This is a genomic window from Streptomyces pratensis (genome assembly GCF_037137275.1).
GTDB lineage: Bacteria > Actinomycetota > Actinomycetes > Streptomycetales > Streptomycetaceae > Streptomyces > Streptomyces pratensis_B.
The window spans coordinates 228,756-246,776 of sequence record NZ_JBBBEN010000097.1 but is presented as its reverse complement, the minus strand read 5'-3'; the positions used below and the strand labels follow the sequence as shown (position 1 = coordinate 246,776).

Genomic DNA, 18,021 nt, shown 5'->3' with positions numbered 1-18,021 from the left:
GGCGCTGCCGGCACGGCCCCGCGGGGCGTGCGGACGGTACGGGGCCCGGCGGGTCAGGCGGTGGCGTCACGGCGACGGCGCGCCGCGATCACGACACCCGCGCCGGCCGCCACGACGGCTCCGGAGGCGGCGAACAGGGCGCCGGCCGGGAGGCCGGCGCCGGTGGCGGCCAGGGCGCCGGAGCCGCCCACCGTGCCGCCGGAGGACCCGCCGACCGTGCCGCCGCCTGCGGTGGAGCCGCCGGAGGAGCCGCCCACCGTGCCGCCGGTGGTGGTGGAACTTCCGAACTCGCACGCGATGCCGTCGCCGTCACCGTCGAGATGGGGGGCGTAGCCGGCCTCGCCCCGGCGCAGGGGCGCCGCCCCGGCCGCCTCGGCCGCGGCACAGTTCTCGTGACCGGCCGGGCCGTCCGGGAGCCGGGCGTCCTTGTCGAGGGAGACCGCGACGGTCAGCGGGTCGAGCGCCTCGCCCTTCGCGTACATGCCGCCGAAGGCCCGGGAGCCCTCCGCGGTGAGGGTCGCCGGGAGGCCCTTGAGGTGTACGACGCCGTCCCGGGCGGTGAGGCCGCCGGCGGGGGTCTTCAGGTCGGCGAGGGCCAGGCCGGTGAACGTGTCGACCTCGCCGGTCGCGCGGTCCTTGGTGGAGACGTCGGCCAGCAGCGTGCCGGAGCCGCCCGCGATGTCGACCTTCAGGTTGCTGAGGGAGAGGTCCAGGACGTACGCGCCCCCGGTCTCGTGGCCCAGGAAGCGCACCGCGCCCTCGAAGGCGGCGTCGAGCGTGTCCTTGTCGGCGTCGAGGCGGCCGGTGGCCCCGCCGAAGCGGTAGCCGTCGCCGGATGCGGAGGCGCCACCGCTCGTCTCGACCTTTCCGTGCGCGATGGGGCCGGTGACGTAGGAGCGGAAGGCCTTCTTGACGCCCCAGTCCAGGGTGCCGTCGACGACCGGGCCGCCGGCCGGCCGGGCGGTGTTCGAGGTGGACGCGGGCGGTTCGGCGCCCGGCTCGCCGGTGGGCCCGGTCGGCTGCCCCGTCGGCCGGCCCGTGGGCTCGCCGGTCGGTTCGCCCGTGGGCTCGTCGGTCGGTTCGCCCGTCGGTTCGCCCGTGGGCTGACCGGTGGGAGGCGTCACGGCCTTCACCGAGAGGGTGGCCGGGTCGAGGGCGTCGCCCTCCTTGTACTGGCCGTTGAACGCCTTCGCCCCCGCCTTCGTCAGTGTGGCCGGGATGTCCTTGAAGACCATCGTGCCGCCGTCGCCGCGCCCCGGCTTCACCGCCGACAGGTCGAGGGCGGCGATGTCCACGTCGTCGGCGGCGCCCTCGGGGGTCTCCACGTCGGCGGTGATGGCGCCGCCCGTCCCCCGGGTGGAGAGCTTGACGTCGGACAGGGTGATGTCCAGGACGCCTTCGTGGGCGAAGAAGTTGACCGATCCGTCGAAGGCCGTGGCGGTGGCGTGGGAGCCGGGGCTGGGGTCGTAGGCGCCCTTGCCGTCGACGAACGTGAAGACGCCGTTGTCCTCGGCCTGCCGGGCGCCGCCGGAGACGGTGATCCGGCCGTGGGCGAACGGAGAGGCCAGATAGGTGCGGAAGGACTTCTTGAAGCCCCAGTCGAGCGTGCCGTCGGTCAGGTCCAGCTTCGGCACGGCGGCCGCGGGAGCGGCGGGGGCGGAGGAGGAGCCCTCGGCCGCGGCGGCCGGGAGGGCGAAGGCCGCGCCCAGGGCGGCGGCCGTGGCGACGGCTGCGGCGAGGGATACGGGGCGGCGGGTGGCTGCCATGTCGGTGGGTCTCCTAGAGAGGCGGGGGTGGAAGAGGAGCGTGAAGAGGGGAGGTGGGATCAGGGGGTACGGAGGGCGCCCGGGGCCTCTGCGACCCGCCGGCTCTGCCGCGCACCACGACGGCGCAGGGCGTAAAGGACCCCACCGGCCGCGACGACGAGCAGAGCGCCTCCGCCGGCGGCGTACGCGCCGGGGCCGGGGGGCGAGGCGGACGCGGAGGCCGGCGGGGCGGTGGAGGGCTCTTCGGCGGCCTTCCCGGTGGGCTCCGCGGCCGCCGTCGGCTCGCTGCCGAGGTCGGGCAGCGCGGGCAGCCGGGCCTGGTCGTCCACGGCCACGGCGAGCGAGACCGGGTCCATGGCGGTGCCCTTCTTGTACAGGGAGCCGAACGCCCCGGCCCCCTCCTCCGTGAGGGTCGCGGGCGCCTCGGTGAGGACGGCGAGGCCCCCCTTCGGCGCGAAGTCCCGGGCGGGGAAGGTGACGAGGGGCACGCCCTCGCGGGTGGCTCCCTCGCTCGTGACGTCCGCGGCCAGAGTGCCCACTCCCTCGGCGAGGGTGACGGTGACGCCGCCGAACTCCAGGTCGAGGCCGTGGGCGCCGGTGAAGCGGACGCTGCCGTCGAAGCGGGCGTCCAGGGTCTGCTTCTTCGTGTCGTACGTGCCCGTTCCGCGCGAGAAGCGGAACAGGGCGCCGCCGTCCTGGGCGCCGCCGGCGAGCGTCCACTCGCCCTGGCCGATGGAGCCGGTGACGTACTCGCGGAAGGTGCGGCGCACGCCCCAGTCGACGGCGGCGTCCTCGAAGCGGCCCGTCTCCTCCTTCGTGGGCGCGGTCGGGTCCGCGCCCCTCCCGGCGCCCTCCCCCTGGTCCACGCCGCTCCTCTCCTTCGAGGGGGACGGCTCCGGCGCGGCGGCGGGGACGCGGGTGTCGACGGAGAGACTGACCGGGTCCAGCGCGGTGCCCGCGGTGTAGTAGCCCGCGAAGGCGGTGGCGCCCTGGGCGGTCAGCGTCGCCGGGACGCCCGTCAGGGCCACGGGGGTGTCCCCGCCTCTCATGTCGATCCCGCCGAGGCCCAGCGTGGCGAGGGGCACCTGGGAGCGGCGGGTGACCTTGCCGGTCCCCCGCTCCTTGCTGACCACGTCGGCGTGGAGAGTGCCGCCGGCGCCGTCGATGCGGACCGTGGGGCGGCTGACCGTGAGGTCCAGCTCGTCGCCTCCGTCTGCCTTCCTGTGGCCGGTGAAGCGCACGCCGCCCGCGAAGGCCGAGTGGAGCGCCCCGGTCGCCGGGTCGTAGGAGCCGGTCGCGGAGTGGAAGCGGAACCGGCTGCCGCCGACCGTGGCGGCTCCGCCGGTCAGGCTCCACCTTCCGCCCGCCACCGGCCCGGTGACGTAGCTCTGGAAGGAGGACTTGATGCCCCAGTCCAGCCGACCGCCCTGCACCGTGCGGCTTGCCGCTTGCGCGGTGGTGGCGGGGAGCAGGGCTCCCAGCAGCACCGCGAGGAGGGTCACGGCGAGCGCGCGGGCGGATCTGGACGACGGCATGGGGCCCCTCCAAGGAGTGGATAACAAAGGTAAGGCTAACCTAAGCTACTCCCAGCCTGGGCCGGAACCCCCTCCGGTCACACCGTTCCTCACGAACGGTCAACCGCACGCCGCATAACGACAGGACGGTGCTCAGTGCGCATCTCACAGGCCCTCGCCCCGAAGGCCCCGGACCCCAAAGGGGCGGTCCGTAGCCCGGTCCGGGCGAGGGCGAACGCCGCCCTGGCCGTCGCGGCGGTGCTCGCCCTGGCCCTGACCGGCTGCGGCTCCGGCGGCGACGCCGCGCGGAAACCGGTCGCCGCCGCGGCCGACGCCGACCGGGTCGAGCCGCTGGCCGCCCCGCCCTCGCCCGAGCTGCCCGTGACGGTGGACTCCGCGGACGGGCGGAAGGTCACGATCGGCTCCACCGACCGGATCGTGCCGCTGACCGGATCGCTGAGCGAGATCGTCTTCACCCTCGGCTTCGAGGAGCAGGTCGTCGCCCGGGACATCACCGCCACCTTCGAACAGGCCGCGGGGCTCCCGGTGGTGACGCGCGCCCACGACGTCTCGGCGGAGAGCGTGCTCTCGCTGCGACCGACCGTCGTCCTGGCCGACACCACGACCGGGCCGAACGAGGCGATCGACCAGATCCGGGACGCAGGCGTCCCCCTGGTCGTCGTCGAGCCCGCCACGGCGCTCGACGACGTCGGGCGGCGCATCGACACCGTCGCGCAGGCACTGGGCGTGCCGTCCGCCGGGGCCCAGTTGAAGGCCCGCACCGCGTCCCGCATCGCCGCCGTCCAGAGGTCCGTCCCGGGCCGGACGGACGGCAAAAAGCCCCGGGTCGCCTTCCTCTACCTGCGCGGTTCTGCCTCCGTCTACCTGCTGGGCGGCGCGGAGTCGGGGGCGAGTTCGCTGCTGGAGGCGGCGGGCGCGGTCGACGCCGGCAAGGCGTCGGGGCTGCACAAGGACTTCACCGCCATCACCAGCGAGGCACTCGCCAAGGCCGCGCCGGACGCGATCCTCGTGATGAGCAAGGGGCTCGCCTCCGTGGACGGCGTCGAGGGGCTGGTGAGGATTCCCGGCATCGCGCAGACCCCGGCCGGCCTGGACCGCCGGGTCGTCTCGGTCGACGACGGCGTCCTGCTGAACTACGGGCCGCGCACCGACCGGGTGCTCGCCGGCATCGTCGAGCAGTTGTACGCGAAGGACGGCACGGGCCGATGACCGCCACGCAAGCGGGGAACGCGGTGTCCGCCGCCCCTCCCCCCGGAGCCGGGGGGCCGCAGGCCGTCGCCCCCGCGCCGCCGGGGAGCACGACGTTCCTGATCACCGCGGGGCTCTTCCTCGCGCTGCTCGCCGGCTGCCTGCTGTCCGCCGCGATCGGGGCGTACTCCATCCCGCTCGGCGACGTGCTGGCGTCCGTGCAGCACCGCGTCGGGCTCGGCGGCCAGGCGCTGGACCGGGTCGGCGAGAGCGTCCTGTGGAACGTGCGGCTCCCCCGGGTCGCCCTCGCACTGCTCGTCGGCGCGTCCCTGGGCTGCGCGGGGGCTCTGATGCAGGGCGTGTTCGGCAACCCCCTCGCCGAACCCGGCGTGATCGGCATCTCCGCGGGCGCCGCGGTCGGCGCGGTCGCCTCGATCGCGCTGGGGCTGAGCTTCTTCGGCAACTGGACCGTCACCGTCTGCGCGTTCGCCGCGGGGCTGGCCACCGTCCTGCTCGTCTACACGCTCTCACGGTCCGGCGGCAGGACCGAGGTGGTGACGCTGATCCTCACCGGTATCGCCGTCAACGCCTTCGCAGGCGCACTGATCGGACTGTTCATCTTCTTCGCGGACAACGCGCAGATCACCCAGATCACCTTCTGGCAGCTGGGCTCGCTCGCCCAGGCCACCTGGCCCAAGGTCCTCGCCGTGCTGCCGTGCGCCCTGGCCGGACTGCTCGTCGCCCCGCTCCACTCCCGCCGCCTGGACCTGCTGGCGCTCGGCGAGCGGCCCGCCCGGCACCTGGGCGTGGACGTGGAGCGGCTGCGGATCGTGCTGGTCCTGGTCGTGGCGCTGCTGACGGCCGCCGCGGTCGCCGTCGCCGGGATCATCTCGTTCGTGGGTCTGCTCGTTCCGCATCTGCTGCGGATGGCGAACGGTCCGGGTCACCGCTTCCTCGTCCCCGGCAGTGCGTTGGGCGGCGCCCTGGTCCTGGTGGCGGGCGACCTCGCGGCCCGGACCGCGGCGGCCCCCGCCGAGCTGCCGCTCGGGGTGTTGACCGCGCTCTTCGGCAGCCCGTTCTTCTTCTGGCTGCTGCGCAGGACCCGTCGTAGACAAGGTGGTTGGGCATGAGGGCGCTGAGAGGTCTCTTCGCGGCACGCGCCCGGGAGCTGCCCCCGCCGCCGCCACCGGGCTCCCCCGCCGTGGAGGCCGCCGGGCTGTCGGTCCGGCTGGGGCGGCGGCAGGTGCTGGACGCGGTGAACCTGACCGCGCGGGCCGGCGAGGTGGTCGCACTCGTCGGGCCCAACGGCGCGGGGAAGTCGACGCTGCTGGCGGCGCTGGCCGCCGATCTGCCCGCCGGGAGCGGGGAGGTGCGGATCGGCGGCCGTCCGGTCGCCGCGTGGTCCGCTCCCGAGCTGGCGCTGCGCCGCTCGGTGCTGCCGCAGTCCGCCGCGCTGTCCTTCCCGTTCCCGGTGGAGGACGTCGTACGGATGGGGCGGGCGCCGTGGGCCGGCACGGAGCGGGAGGAGGAGGACGACGCGGCGGTGGCCTCGGCGATGGCGGCCACCGAGGTGACCCGGTTCGCCGCCCGCCCCTTCTCCGGGCTGTCGGGCGGGGAACGGGCCCGGGTGGCGCTCGCCCGGGTGCTGGCCCAGCGCGCCCCGCTGATGCTGCTCGACGAGCCGACCGCGGCCCTGGACCTGCGCCACCAGGAACTGGTGCTGCGGATCTGCCGGGAGCGGGCCGCCGCCGGTGACGCCGTCGTCGTCGTGCTGCACGATCTCGGGCTCGCCGCGGCGTACGCCGACCTTGCCGCCGTCCTGCACGACGGACGGATCGCGGAACTGGGCCCGCCGGAGCGGGTCTTCAGCGCCGCGCTGCTCGGCGAGGTCTACCGGCAGCCGGTGGAGGTCTTCCCGCACCCGAGGACGGGCGCCCCGGTGATCGTGCCGGTGCGGCGGGCCTGACACGGCCTCGGCCCGTACGCCGGGTCGCGGCGCGACCGCCGAACCCGGTCCCCGCCCGCGCGCCGGCCCCGCCCCGGTAGGGTTCGACGGTCAGTGCCGACGACGGATCAGAAGGCGCGGAAGCAACGGATGACCAGAGCCTCTCGTTCGGACCAGGGCGGACCGGGGAGCGGGGCCCGGCGCGCACAGCCGCGGGGCGGAGGATCGAGGCGTGGCGGAGCCATGGGGGTGGACGACATCGCCCGAGCAGGGCCCTTCCCGCCGGAGCGGGGCCGGGAGTCCGGGCAAGCGCGCTCCGGGGCCCGGGAGCCCCGCCTGCCCCGGGCGAGCCGCCCACGGCTGGGCCGACTGACGGCGGGAGTCGCCACGGCCGCAATGGTGTGTGCGGCGGCGAGCGGCTGTGTGACGGTGCACGGCGAGCGCGAGGTGCTGCCCGGGGCGTCGCGGGCGGAGGCGGAGCAGGCGCTCCAGGACTTCCTGACCGCTTACAACGCGGCGGACAAGGCGTTCGATCCGGCGCTGGACGCGGACCGGGTGACGGGCTCGCTCGGCGCGATCAACCAGGCCGGGCTGAAGGCGCGGCAGACGTACAACCCCGACGGCAACAAGGCGCACGAGCCGCTGGTCCTCGACGACACGACCTACGTCATCCCCAAGAAGGCGGGCTGGCCGCGCTGGTTCCTCGCGGACACCGACTCCAACCGGGACGAGGACGGCGGGAAGCTGGACACCCGCTGGCTGGTGGCGTTCGTACGGAGCGGCCCCGACGCCCTGTGGAAGGCGTCGTACCTGGCGGTCGTACCGCCGTCCCAGGTGCCGGACTTCGTCCTGGACGGGGACGGGTTCGCCACCCCGGTCGAGCCGCGCGACGGTGGCCTGGCCGTCCCGCCCGCCGAGCTGAGCACGGCGTACACCGGATATCTGAGCGACGGCGAGCCCGATGTGTTCGCGCCCGGCCCGGCCACCTCGGGCTGGCGCGAGTCCCGCCGCACCGAACAGCGGGCCGGTTTCTCCTACCAGTACGTCGACCAGCCGCTGACGTCCGCGGCGTTCGCCCCGCTCGGGCTGCGCACCGAGGACGGCGGGGCGCTGGTCTTCTTCAGCAGCAGGCACTTCGAGCGGCAGACCGCGGCGAAGGGGCTCAAGCCGGAGGTCAACGCGGATGTGAAGGCGCTGCTCTCCGGCGAGGTGGACAGCAGCCTCACCAAGGAGCGGCTCTCCAGCCAACTGGTGCACGTCCCGCGGCGCGACGCGGGCTCCGGCTCGCCCGCCGCCGGCAAGGTGCGGGTGCTGAACCGGCTGCCGGGCCTGGTCGCCGCGAAGGGCGAGTAGCGCCCCCGCCGCGCGGGGCGGCGTCCGGCCCTACGGCCCTACGGCTCAGCGGCTCAGCGGCCAGGCGACGGAGTCGTGGTCCAGCTCGCTCTGCCGGGCGCTGCCCGCGTAGCGCGCGCAGGCGTCGGTGAGCGTTTCCAGGAGGGTCAGCGGGTCAGGCAGCTCGTACTCGGGGCCGCGCACCCAGCGGACGTCCAGCTCACCGGGGAGCCGGGCGGGCGGCAGGAGGACGTAGCTGCCGCGGCAGTGCCAGCGCAACCCCGGGTGGGCGTCCATGGTCTCGGGGTGGCAGTCCAGCTCGCAGGGCCACCACTCGTCCTCGTCCTCCGGGGTGCCGCGGGTGGCGGTGAAGAAGAGCATCCGGTCCTCGCCGGACTGGGCGACCGGGCCGACGTCGATCTCCGCGGCGAGCAGACGCTCCAGCGCGTCGCGGCCGGCGGTGAGGGGGACGTCCAGTACGTCGTGGACCATGCCGGTCGCGGTGATGAAGTTGGCCAGTGGCTGGCCGGAGGTCCAGCGCTCGATCTGGGCGCGGTCGGTGGTCGACTGCGTCTGCCAGGCGAAGGAGACGGGATGCCGGGCGGGGGTGGGACAGCCGATGCGTTCGCACGAACACCGGTATCCGTTGGGGTGGGCGGCGGGGGCGATGGGCATGCCCGCGTCGGCGACGGCCAGCAGGAGCTCCGCTCTGGCCGCGTCGGCGGCTTCGGCCCCCTGCGTCCTGGGGCGTCGCCGCAGCCACTGGGTGATCTTGCTCTCTGTGCCGCGGAAGCGGCCGGAATCGGCGCCCATCTATCCCCTCACCTCAGCGTTGCTCCTCCATGGTCGCACCATCCTGCTCTTCGGGTGGCCAGAGTTCACCAGTGGGGCCGTGTACCACTGCACCGAGTGAGCACCATCACGCCCGATGTCAGCACATAACGGGTACGAGACCCCACCCCGGGGGGCGCACCGCGGGGCCGTGACGTCAGGGACGGGACGTCAGCCCGCCGAGGGCGAGGTCGACGATCGCGTCGGCGTACGCGTGGGTCAACGGCAGGGTTCTGAGCAGCCAGCGGTGGGTGAGGGGCGCGACGAGCAGTTCCAGCGCGATCCGCGGGTCGGCGTCGGCGCGCAGCTGCCCGGCCTCCTGGGCGGCCCGCAGCCGTGTGACATACAACGCGAGCTGCGGGTCGAGCAGTTTCTCGACGAACTCCGCGCCCAGTTTCGCGTCGACGACGCCCTCCGCGGTCAGCGCGCGGGTGGGGCCCTCCAGCGCCGGATCGTTCAGCTCGTCGACGGTGGCGCGCAGCACGCGCTTGAGGTCGGCGGCCAGGTCCCCGGTGTCGGGGATGCCGTGCTCGCCGCCGGCCTGCGGGCCGGCCTCCTCCGCGGACCGGGCGGCCAGGTCCAGGAAGGCCTCCATCAGGACGGCGGCCTTGGAGGGCCACCAGCGGTAGATGGTCTGCTTGCCGACCCCGGCGCGGGCGGCGATGGCCTCGATCGTCGTGCGCCGGTAGCCCCTCTCGCCGACGAGGGCGAGGGCGGCGTCGTGGATCGCGCGGCGGGAGCGGTCGCTCCGGCGGCTGGAGTCGGGTTCCTTGGTGGATGCCATGTGCCCAATCTAGCGTCGGGCAAGCCGATACGTATCGTCTTGCCTTGGGGCCGCACGGGCGGCCGGGTGGTGCGGGAACCACCCGATCGGTTCACTGCGCATCCGGTGCGCACGGCGCACCATGGGCTCACGCACAGACCGTGCGCGTCCCACCGTTCCGCGGCCTTGGCCGCCGTTCGCGAGGAGCCCCACGTGAACCGTGACGCCACCCCTCGTCGCTATCTGATGTGCGCGCCGACACACTTCAGGGTCACCTACTCCATCAACCCGTGGATGGACCCGTCCAAGCCCGTCGACCTGCCGCTGGCCCAGACCCAGTGGGAGGATCTGCGCGACCGCTACCGCTCCCTGGGCCACACCGTCGAACTGCTCGCGCCCCGCCCCGACCTGCCGGACATGGTCTTCGCCGCCAACGGCGCCACGGTGATCGGCGGGCGGGTGCTCGGCGCCCTGTTCGCCTACCGGGAGCGGCGGGAGGAGGCCGCGGCCCACCGGGACTGGTTCAGGGAACACGGCTTCACCGACGTCCAGGAGCCGGAGCACGTCAACGAGGGCGAGGGGGACTTCGCCGTCACCGCCTCGTGGCTGCTGGCCGGCCGCGGCTTCCGCTCCAGCCCGCTGTCGCACGCCGAGGCCCAGGAGTTCTTCGGGGCCCCGGTGGTCGGGCTCGACCTGGTGGACCCGCGCTACTACCACCTGGACACCGCGCTGTGCGTGCTGGACGCGGCGGCCGACGAGATCATGTACTACCCGGACGCCTTCTCCCCCGGCAGCCGCGCCGTGCTCGCCCGGCTCTTCCCGGACGCGCTGCTCGCCCGGGAGGCGGACGCCGCGGCGTTCGGGCTCAACTCGGTCAGCGACGGGCGCCACGTGCTGCTGCCGCAGGGCGCGACAGGGCTGATCGGCCCGCTGCGGGACCGGGGCTTCGAACCCGTGCCGATGGATCTGGGCGAACTGCTCAAGGGCGGTGGCAGCGTGAAGTGCTGTACGCAGGAGCTGCGCGGCTGATCAGCCGCCGGCCGACCCCGGCCCGTCCGCGCCTTCCGGCGGCCAGGCGTCCCCCCAGGCGACGTCCCTGGCCGCCCGGTACAGCTCGCCGCGGCGCTTGGTGACCGTGGAGCGGGCCAGCCCCTCGTCGCGGGTGCACAGCTCCAGCAGCACCTGCCCCTTGCGGAGTTGCGGCTTGCGGATGACCCGGGCGGCCGCCGGGGCCACGGGGAAGCGGGTGGCGACCACGTATCCGAACTTCTCGTCCTCGTGGCTCAGCGAGCCGCCCTTGACCTGCCGGTGCAGCGAGGAGCGGCTGACCCGGGCGGAGAAGTGGCACCAGTCGGACCCCGGTTCGATCGGGCAGGCGGCGCTGTGCGGGCAGGGGGCGGCGATGTGGAGCCCGGCGGCGACCAGCCGGTCCCGTGCCTCGATGATCCGGGCGTAGCCGTCGGGGGTGCCGGGCTCCACGACGACCACGGCCTGTCCGGCCGCCGCTGCCGCGTCGACCAGTTCGGCCCTGGCCCCGGCGGTCAGCTCCTTGAGCACGTAGCTGACGGTGATCAGGTCCGCCGGCGCCAGATCCAGCGCCGCGCCGATCGTCGCCTGCTCCCACCGGATCGAGCGCAGGGACGGGACGCCGGACGCCTCGGCCAGTTCGCGGCCGAGGGCGAGGGCCGCCTCCGCCCAGTCCAGGACGGTCGTCGCCGGGCCGTCCCAGGCGCCGGCCACCGCCCAGCTCGCCGCTCCGGTGCCGCCCCCGACGTCGGTGTGGGCGGCGGGCTCCCAGCCGGGGGCCGCCTCTGCCAGGGCGTCGAGAGCGGACCGTACGGCCTCGAAGGTGGCGGGCATCCGGTAGGCGGCGTAGGCGACGGCGTCGGAGCGGTTCCGCAGGATGGGGGCGCTCGTCGGGGTCTGGCCGCGGTAGGCGGCGATCAGCCGGTCGACGGCCTGCGTGGCCTGCTTGGGCGGCAGCCCGTCGAGCAGCGCGGCCAGCGCCGCGCGCAGGGACTGAGCGGTGGGGAGGGTGGCGTTCACCGGCGCATTGTAGGGGCGGCGCGGTCGGCGGGGGGCGCCCCGCCCGGCGGCCCGCCCGGGCGAGGACGGGATGGCTTCCCAACCCCTCGCGGCGCCGGGCCTGTTGCTACGCTGACCGGCGCGAGAGCGGCCTTGTCCGTCGGGAGACCCATGAGACAGAAGATCGTGCGGCCGGCCCTGGCCGGCGGGGTGGCCCTCCTCGCCCTGCTCCTGCTGCTCGCTTCCTGCGGCGAGCCCGCCGGCGAGGAGCGCGACGCGGCGGGCGGGGCCACGCGAGGGGCGCTGCCGAGCGCCGCCCCGGTGACCCGGCTCACCGTTCCACCGCAGTACACGACGGACCGGGGCTGGGAGGTCGTCGGCGCCTCCTTTGAGGTCGCCGTCTCCCACGCCACGGGCCTGCTGGCCTACCTGGAACGGTCCGACGAGCACCGCTACCGGCTGCGCACGGTCGACACCGCGACCGGCCGGCCGGGGTGGCACGGTCGGTCCTGGCGGCCGCCGGACCCGCCCCACCACCCGCGGCTCGCCACCGTCACCCGGGGCGACCGGCAGTTCTTCGTGACCTGGTCGTACGGAAAGGCCGGCGACGGGCTGTCCCCGGCGAGCACCTTCGTCTCGCTCGATCTGTACGACGTGACGGACGGGACCCGTCGGCGCGTCGAGGTGCCGTGGTCGAGCGCGCCGGACGTCAGCACCAGCGGGCCCGACATCGTGATCAGCGACGGGGGCGCGAACAGCGCGCTGGTCGACCCGGTCGCCGGCACCGTGTCGGAACTGGGCGCCGACGAGCTGAAGTACCCCAAGGGCTGCACGAGCTGCAAGCAGCTCACCGAGGTCCACGGCCAGACCGAGGGAGGGCTCCTGGTGGGCGGGGCGCGGGAGTTCTGGGTGCGCGACGGCTGGTTCAGCCGGAACGTCGCGCCCCGGGGCGCCGACCGGACCAGCGGCGTCCCCGTCTCGCTGACCTCGGGCCAGGTGCTGGCGAAGTGGGCGCTGGGGAAGAAGGCGGAACGGGCGGCGACCCACGAGCTGTGGGCGGTGCACGACGCGACGACCGGTGAGGCGCTGGCCTCTGTGGAGTGCCACCGGCCCGCCATCGAGCCCGGCCGCAGCCCGCAGGCGGTGCTGTCGCCGTCGGGCGACTATCTGATCGCCGGGAACCTCGCCTTCGACCTGGAGGCGAGGCAGGGCCGCTGCTTCGAGGACGAGGAGGGCGCCGCCCGTCTGTCGCTGGCCACGGTGACGGACGACGGCACCGCCTACGGGGCCGAGAACGCGCGGGACGCCCCGGACGCGCTGTCGGGCGGCGGGCTGCCGGTGTCGATGGACTTCGCGACCTGGACCACCGACCGGCTGGCGCGCACCGCGCGGCTGCCGGGGGCCGAGACGATGGGGGTCGGGGTGTTCCACTGGACGGACCGGCAGGACCGCACGCGTCTGATCGGCTACCCGCGCGCCGACTGAGACCGGGTGCGCGCCGGCGCACGGAGGGCGCCGGGCGCCCGCCCGGTCCGCTCAGGGCGCGCCGGCCTCGCGCCCCGCGCGCTGCCAGGGGCGGCACAGCCCCAGGAAACAGCCGGCCGCCGCCAGGGCGCACACCGTCTGCACGACCGCCATCGGGACGGCCGTGTCCTCCCCCGCGATGCCGACCAGCGGGGAGGCGACCGCGCCGATCAGGAACGAGGACGTGCCGAGCAGGGCGGAGGCGGAGCCCGCCGCGTGCTTGGTCCGCATCAGGGCCTGGGCGTTGGTGTTCGGCATCGCCAGGCCCATCGCCGACATGAGGACGAAGAGCCCGGCAGCGATCGGCCCCAGGCCCACCTCGCCGAAGACACCGGTCGTCATGAGCAGCAGGGCGAGCGCGGCCAGCACGATGACGAAGAGGCCGAATCCGAGCACCTTGTCCAGGCTGACCCGGCCCACCAGCAGCTTGCCGTTGATCTGCCCCACGACGATGAGGCCGATGGAGTTGACCCCGAAGAGCAGGCTGAAGGTCTGCGGCGAGGCCCCGTAGATCTCCTGGACCACGAAGGGGGAGGCGGAGATGTACGCGAACAGGACGGCGAAGGCGAGCCCGCCGGTGACCACGTAACCGGTGAAGACCCGGTCGGCGAGCAGCCCGCGCATGGTGCGCAGGGCCTCGACGACGCCTCCGGTGTGGCGGCCGGCGGGCGGCAGCGTCTCGTGCAGCCACTTCCAGACGACGAGGGTGAGCAGGACTCCGACGCCGGTCAGCACGACGAAGACGCCCCGCCAGTCGGTGATCCGCAGGACCTGCCCGCCGATCAGCGGGGCGATGATCGGGGCGACCCCGGAGATCAGCATCAGGGTGGAGAAGAACCGCGCCATCTCCACGCCGTCGTAGAGGTCGCGCACCACGGCTCTGGCGATCACGATCCCGGCCGCGCCCGCGAGGCCCTGGAGGAGCCGGAAGCCGATGAGGAGGCCGGCGCTGGGGGCCAGGGCGCAGAGGGCGGTGGCCAGGACGTAGACGACCATGCCGAGGAGGAGCGGCCTGCGGCGGCCCCAGCGGTCGCTCATCGGTCCGACGACGAGCTGGCCGAGCGCCATGCCGGCCAGGCACGCGGTCAGCGTGAGCTGGACGGTGGCGGCGGGGGCGCTCAGCGAGTCGGTGACCGCGGGCAGCGCCGGAAGGTACATGTCCATGGACAGCGGCGGCAGGGCGGTGAGCCCGCCGAGGACCAGGGTGACCAGGAGTCCGGTGCGCCGGGTGGCCCCCGCCGCCGGGCCGGGCAGCCCAGCGGCTGCGGTGCCGTGCGGGGACGCCGGGTCGGCAAAGAGGGCGCCCGCGTCCCCGTGCGGGGCGGCCGGGGCGCCGTCGGGCGGGGCGTCCGCGGGCGTCCCGGAGGTGGGTATGGGTGCTCGGTGGGCCCTGCCGCCGCCGCTGTCCGGCATTCTCTTCTCCACATCGTTGAATCCGCATCTATGCTCTCAGCTCGGCCGGAGTGGTCGATACCTTTTCGGCCGGGGCGGCACGAGGGCCCGGCCATGAGCTGGGGGCGGGCATGAGCGACACGGTGCGCTGGGGTGTTCTGGCGACGGGCGGCATAGCGGCGACCTTCACGGCGGACGTGCAGGCGATGGAGGGCGCGGAGGTGGTGGCGGTGGCCTCGCGCACCGAGGCCTCCGCCCGGGGTTTCGCGGAGCGCCACGGGATCGGGCGGGCCTACGGGAGCTGGGCGGAGCTGGTCGCCGACGACACGGTGGACGTGGTGTACGTGGCCACTCCGCACTCGGCGCACCACGCGGCGACCACGCTCGCGCTGAGGGCCGGGAAGCACGTGCTGTGCGAGAAGGCGTTCACCCTCAACAGCCGGGAGGCGAAGGAGCTGGTGGCGCTGGCCCGGGAGCGCGGGCTGTTCCTGATGGAGGCCATGTGGACCTACGTCAACCCGGTGGTCCGGCGGGTGGCACAGCTGGTCCGGGACGGGGCGATCGGCGAGGTCCGCACCGTACAGGCGGACTTCGGTTTCGCCGGCGACATCGCCCCGGGCCACCGGCTGCGCGATCCCAAGCTGGGCGGCGGGGCGCTGCTGGACCTGGGGGTGTACCCGGTGTCGTTCGCCCACCTGCTGCTGGGCGAGCCGGACCGGGTGCGGGCGGACGCGCTGCTGTCGCCCGAGGGCGTCGACCTGAACACGGGGATGCTGCTGGGCTGGGACACGGGCGCCACCGCGCTGCTCTCCTGCTCGATCGTCGGCCACCACCCGACGGCGGCGACCGTCATCGGCACGGCCGGGCGGATCGACCTGCCGCGGGACTTCTTCCACCCGGACCACGCCGTGGTGCACCGTGCGGGCAGGGAGCCGGAGACGATCGCCTCCGGGCCCGGCCCGCAGGGCCTCTCGGGGATGCAGTACGAGGCCGCCGAGGTGATGCGCGCGCTCCGGGCGGGCGAGAGGGAGTCCCCGCTCGTGCCGTTGGAGGGGTCGCTCGCGGTGATGCGGACGCTCGACGCGGTACGGGACCGCATCGGCGTCCGCTACCCGGCGGACCGCTGAGCGGTGGCTACGCGGGCGTGAGACCCGGGTTCCCCGCCTCCGTGACGAAGGAGGCCGCCGTGGCGAGCGGCGCTCCAGGGGTGGTGACCGCCGCCACCGTGCGGAAGTCGGCGCGCGCCTGTGCCGCGTCGAGGGTGACCAGCGTGTAGCCGCGCCGTCCGTTGTAGTGCTTCAGGTGCGGGTTGGCGCGGGTCAGGTTCTCCCAGTTGGCGGGCCGGTCCGCGCCGTCCTTGCCGCTGGAGACGGAGGTGGTGACGATCTCCGTGCCGACGGTGCGCGAGGCGGGGTCGTCGAAGTCCTTCTTCAGGTCGAAGGCGTAGGAGACGTGGACGTCGCCGGTGAGGACCATGAGGTTGTCCACCCCGGCGCTCTCGGCCCCGGCGAGCACCCGCTGCCGGGAGGCCGGGTAGCCGTCCCAGGCGTCCATCGACAGCTTGTACGCGTCGGTGGGCACGTTGCGCCGCTGCGCGAAGGCGACCTGCTGCGGGACGACGTTCCAGGTGGCCTCCGAGGCGCGCCAGCCGTCGATCAGCCAGCGCTCCTGGGCGGCCCCGGTCATCGTGCGCGCGGGGTCCTCCGACTCCGGGCCGGGGGTGCGCCAGCCGTCGCCGTACGCCTGGTCGCTGCGGTACTGGCGGGTGTCGAGGATGTCGAACTGCGCGAGCCGTCCGAACGACAGCCGGCGGTAGAGCCGCATGTCGGGTCCGGAGGGCTGCTGCGGGGCGCGCAGTGGCTGGTTCTCCCAGTACGCGCGGTACGCGGCGGCCCTGCGCAGCAGGAACTCCTCGGGCGGCACGTCGTTCTCGGGGACGGGGCCCGCGTAGTTGTTCTCGGTCTCGTGGTCGTCCCAGGTGACGACGAAGGGGTGGGCGGCGTGGGCGGCGCGCAGGTCGGGGTCGGACTTGTAGAGGGCGTAGCGCAGCCGGTAGTCCTCCAGGGTGACCGTCTCGCGGTTGTAGTGCGCCGGCAGGGTGCGGTCGGTGTAGGCGCGGGCCCCGCCGGTGGCGTTGACGGCGTACTCGTACAGGTAGTCGCCGAGGTGGAAGACCACGTCGACGTCCTCGTCCGCGAGGTGCCGGTGAGCGGTGAAGTAGCCGTCGTGGTAGGCCTGGCAGGAGACGGCGGCGAGCCGCAGGGAGCCGGGGGACGCGCCGGGGGCGGGGGCGGTGCGGGTGCGGCCGACGGGGCTGGTCCAGTCGCCGGTGCGGAAGCGGTAGTAGAAGGTGCGGCCGGCGTCGAGGCCCTGGACGTCGGCGCGGACGCTGTGGGCGAACTCGGGGTGGGCGGTGAGCGTTCCGCGCCGTTCGACGCGACGGAAGCGCTCGTCCCTGGCCAGCTCCCAGCGCACCTCGACCCGGTTGCGGGGCAGGCCGCCGCCGGGTTCGTAGGGGCGGGGCGCCAGGCGCGTCCAGAGCAGGACGGACGAGGGGAGCGGGTCGCCGGAGGCGACGCCGAGGGTGAAGGGGTCCTCGGCGATCCTGCGGGCGTCGAGCGGGGCGGCGCTCGCCGTTCCGGCGGCGGGCAGGTTGACCGCGAAGGCGAGGGCGGCGGCCGCTCCGGCGGCGGTCAGGAAGCGGCGGCGGCCCGTGTCCGGGCCGAGCAGCCGTGCGGCGGCGCGTCGTTCGGCGTGTCCGTGCTGCTGATCGGGCGTCATGATGGTCCCTGCGGTGGTCATATGCCCCTCCTTTGCCCGGATGCTGTCGGATCTCATGGCAGCCGGGCGTGACGACGCACCGTTGTCGCGTGCACAACATCCGCATGGCGGGTCGATGAGCACCGCGTGCCCGGCGCGCCGGCCCCTCCCGTACGCTGCCGGGCCATGAACACTGAGCGGAGAGTCGCTGTCGTCACGGGTGCGGGTTCGGGGATCGGGCGGGCCGTCGCGCTCGCCCTCGCGGGGGCGGGCTGGTCGCTCGCGCTAGCCGGGCGGCGGGCAATGCCCCTGGCGGAGACGGCCGCGGCGGCCGGGGCGCCGGAGGCCCTGTGCGTCACCACGGACGTCACCGACGCCGACGAGGTCGGCGCCCTCTTCACCGCGGTGCGGGAGCGCTTCGGCCGGCTGGACCTGCTCTTCAACAACGCGGGCACGTTCGGCCCCGGAGCCGTGCCGGTGGAGGACCTCGCCGCCGAGGACTGGCGGGCGGTGGTGGACGTGAACCTGACGGGCGCGTTCCTGTGCGCGCAGGCGGCGTACCGGCTGATGAAGGACCAGGACCCGCAGGGCGGCCGGATCGTCAACAACGGCTCGGTCTCCGCCCACGCGCCCCGGCCGCACTCGATCGCGTACACCGCGACCAAGCACGCGATGACCGGACTGACCAAGTCGCTGTCGCTCGACGGCCGCCCCTACCGGATCGCCTGCGGGCAGATCGACGTCGGCAACGCCGCGACGGAGATGACCGAGCGGATGCGGACCGGCACTCTCCAGGCCGACGGGGGGACGGCGGCAGAGCCGGTGATGGCGGCGGCCGACGTGGCGCGGACGGTGCTGCACATGGCGGAGCTGCCGCTGGAGGCCAACGTCCAGTTCGCCACGGTCATGGCGACGAACATGCCGTACGTCGGGCGGGGCTGACCCGGGGCACGCCCGGCG

15 protein-coding genes are annotated in these 18,021 nt (G+C 74.6%); 8 read left to right on the top strand and 7 right to left on the bottom strand.

What is annotated here, in order from left to right; genetic code table 11:
- Nucleotides 1-53: 53 nt before the first annotated feature.
- Together V9U70_RS23425 and V9U70_RS23420 are read right to left on the bottom strand one after the other, a co-directional pair.
- Nucleotides 54-1,766: an HtaA domain-containing protein gene (locus V9U70_RS23425; protein WP_336678237.1), complete on the bottom strand. Its 1,713-nt coding sequence runs from the start codon at nucleotides 1,764-1,766 to the stop codon at nucleotides 54-56.
- 59 nt (nucleotides 1,767-1,825) lie between these two features.
- A complete protein-coding gene (locus tag V9U70_RS23420) occupies nucleotides 1,826-3,301 on the bottom strand; it encodes an HtaA domain-containing protein (RefSeq protein ID WP_336678236.1) in 1,476 nt (491 codons plus the stop codon).
- A 135-nt stretch (nucleotides 3,302-3,436) separates the two neighbouring features.
- Between V9U70_RS23420 and V9U70_RS23415 the strand changes: the two genes are divergently transcribed.
- The 4 genes from V9U70_RS23415 to V9U70_RS23400 all read left to right on the top strand — a co-directional run bounded on the left by V9U70_RS23415 (nucleotide 3,437) and on the right by V9U70_RS23400 (nucleotide 7,787).
- Nucleotides 3,437-4,510 carry a heme/hemin ABC transporter substrate-binding protein gene (locus tag V9U70_RS23415; RefSeq protein WP_336678234.1) on the top strand — a complete coding sequence of 358 codons (1,074 nt, stop codon included), beginning with the start codon at nucleotides 3,437-3,439 and terminating at the stop codon, nucleotides 4,508-4,510.
- Nucleotides 4,507-5,619, top strand: coding sequence for a FecCD family ABC transporter permease (locus V9U70_RS23410; RefSeq protein ID WP_336678233.1), 1,113 nt, complete (start codon nucleotides 4,507-4,509; stop codon nucleotides 5,617-5,619). Before V9U70_RS23415 ends, V9U70_RS23410 begins: the two co-directional genes overlap by 4 nt.
- Nucleotides 5,616-6,455 carry a heme ABC transporter ATP-binding protein gene (locus V9U70_RS23405; RefSeq protein ID WP_336678232.1) on the top strand — a complete coding sequence of 280 codons (840 nt, stop codon included), beginning with the start codon at nucleotides 5,616-5,618 and terminating at the stop codon, nucleotides 6,453-6,455. Before V9U70_RS23410 ends, V9U70_RS23405 begins: the two co-directional genes overlap by 4 nt.
- Nucleotides 6,456-6,794: 339 nt before the next feature.
- Entirely contained in the window at nucleotides 6,795-7,787 is a 993-nt protein-coding gene (locus V9U70_RS23400; RefSeq protein WP_473828705.1) for an SCO2278 family lipoprotein, read from the top strand.
- 45 nt (nucleotides 7,788-7,832) lie between these two features.
- On the opposite strand, the gene V9U70_RS23395 is transcribed toward V9U70_RS23400, so the two are convergent.
- Both V9U70_RS23395 and V9U70_RS23390 read right to left on the bottom strand, forming a co-directional pair.
- A complete protein-coding gene (locus V9U70_RS23395) occupies nucleotides 7,833-8,579 on the bottom strand; it encodes a bifunctional DNA primase/polymerase (protein WP_336678231.1) in 747 nt (248 codons plus the stop codon).
- A gap of 175 nt (nucleotides 8,580-8,754) precedes the next feature.
- On the bottom strand, nucleotides 8,755-9,381 hold the full coding sequence (locus tag V9U70_RS23390) for a TetR/AcrR family transcriptional regulator (RefSeq protein WP_336678229.1): 627 nt from the start codon (nucleotides 9,379-9,381) through the stop codon (nucleotides 8,755-8,757).
- A 165-nt stretch (nucleotides 9,382-9,546) separates the two neighbouring features.
- On the opposite strand from V9U70_RS23390, the gene ddaH reads away from it, so the two are divergent.
- Nucleotides 9,547-10,389, top strand: a complete 843-nt coding sequence (gene ddaH, locus V9U70_RS23385) for a dimethylargininase (protein ID WP_336678227.1) — start codon at nucleotides 9,547-9,549, stop codon at nucleotides 10,387-10,389.
- On the opposite strand, the gene V9U70_RS23380 is transcribed toward ddaH, so the two are convergent.
- Complete coding sequence (locus V9U70_RS23380) at nucleotides 10,390-11,406, bottom strand: small ribosomal subunit Rsm22 family protein (protein WP_336678225.1); 1,017 nt, start codon at nucleotides 11,404-11,406, stop codon at nucleotides 10,390-10,392. It abuts the gene before it with no gap.
- Nucleotides 11,407-11,556: 150 nt separating this feature from the next.
- Here V9U70_RS23380 and V9U70_RS23375 point away from each other — a divergent pair, with 150 nt between their 5' ends.
- Entirely contained in the window at nucleotides 11,557-12,870 is a 1,314-nt protein-coding gene (locus tag V9U70_RS23375) for a hypothetical protein (RefSeq protein WP_336678223.1), read from the top strand.
- 51 nt (nucleotides 12,871-12,921) lie between these two features.
- On the opposite strand, the gene V9U70_RS23370 is transcribed toward V9U70_RS23375, so the two are convergent.
- Complete coding sequence (locus V9U70_RS23370) at nucleotides 12,922-14,322, bottom strand: multidrug effflux MFS transporter (protein ID WP_336678221.1); 1,401 nt, start codon at nucleotides 14,320-14,322, stop codon at nucleotides 12,922-12,924.
- 110 nt (nucleotides 14,323-14,432) lie between these two features.
- Between V9U70_RS23370 and V9U70_RS23365 the strand changes: the two genes are divergently transcribed.
- Nucleotides 14,433-15,428 (top strand): Gfo/Idh/MocA family protein, encoded by a 996-nt coding sequence (locus V9U70_RS23365; protein ID WP_336678219.1) that lies wholly within the window; start codon nucleotides 14,433-14,435, stop codon nucleotides 15,426-15,428.
- A gap of 7 nt (nucleotides 15,429-15,435) precedes the next feature.
- On the opposite strand, the gene V9U70_RS23360 is transcribed toward V9U70_RS23365, so the two are convergent.
- The gene (locus V9U70_RS23360; protein WP_336678216.1) at nucleotides 15,436-17,103 is read right to left on the bottom strand and encodes an alkaline phosphatase D family protein; all 1,668 of its coding nucleotides are present in this window, start codon (nucleotides 17,101-17,103) and stop codon (nucleotides 15,436-15,438) included.
- Between the two features lie 144 nt (nucleotides 17,104-17,247).
- On the opposite strand from V9U70_RS23360, the gene V9U70_RS23355 reads away from it, so the two are divergent.
- A complete protein-coding gene (locus tag V9U70_RS23355; protein WP_336678214.1) occupies nucleotides 17,248-18,003 on the top strand; it encodes an SDR family oxidoreductase in 756 nt (251 codons plus the stop codon).
- The last annotated feature ends 18 nt before the right edge of the window (nucleotides 18,004-18,021 follow it).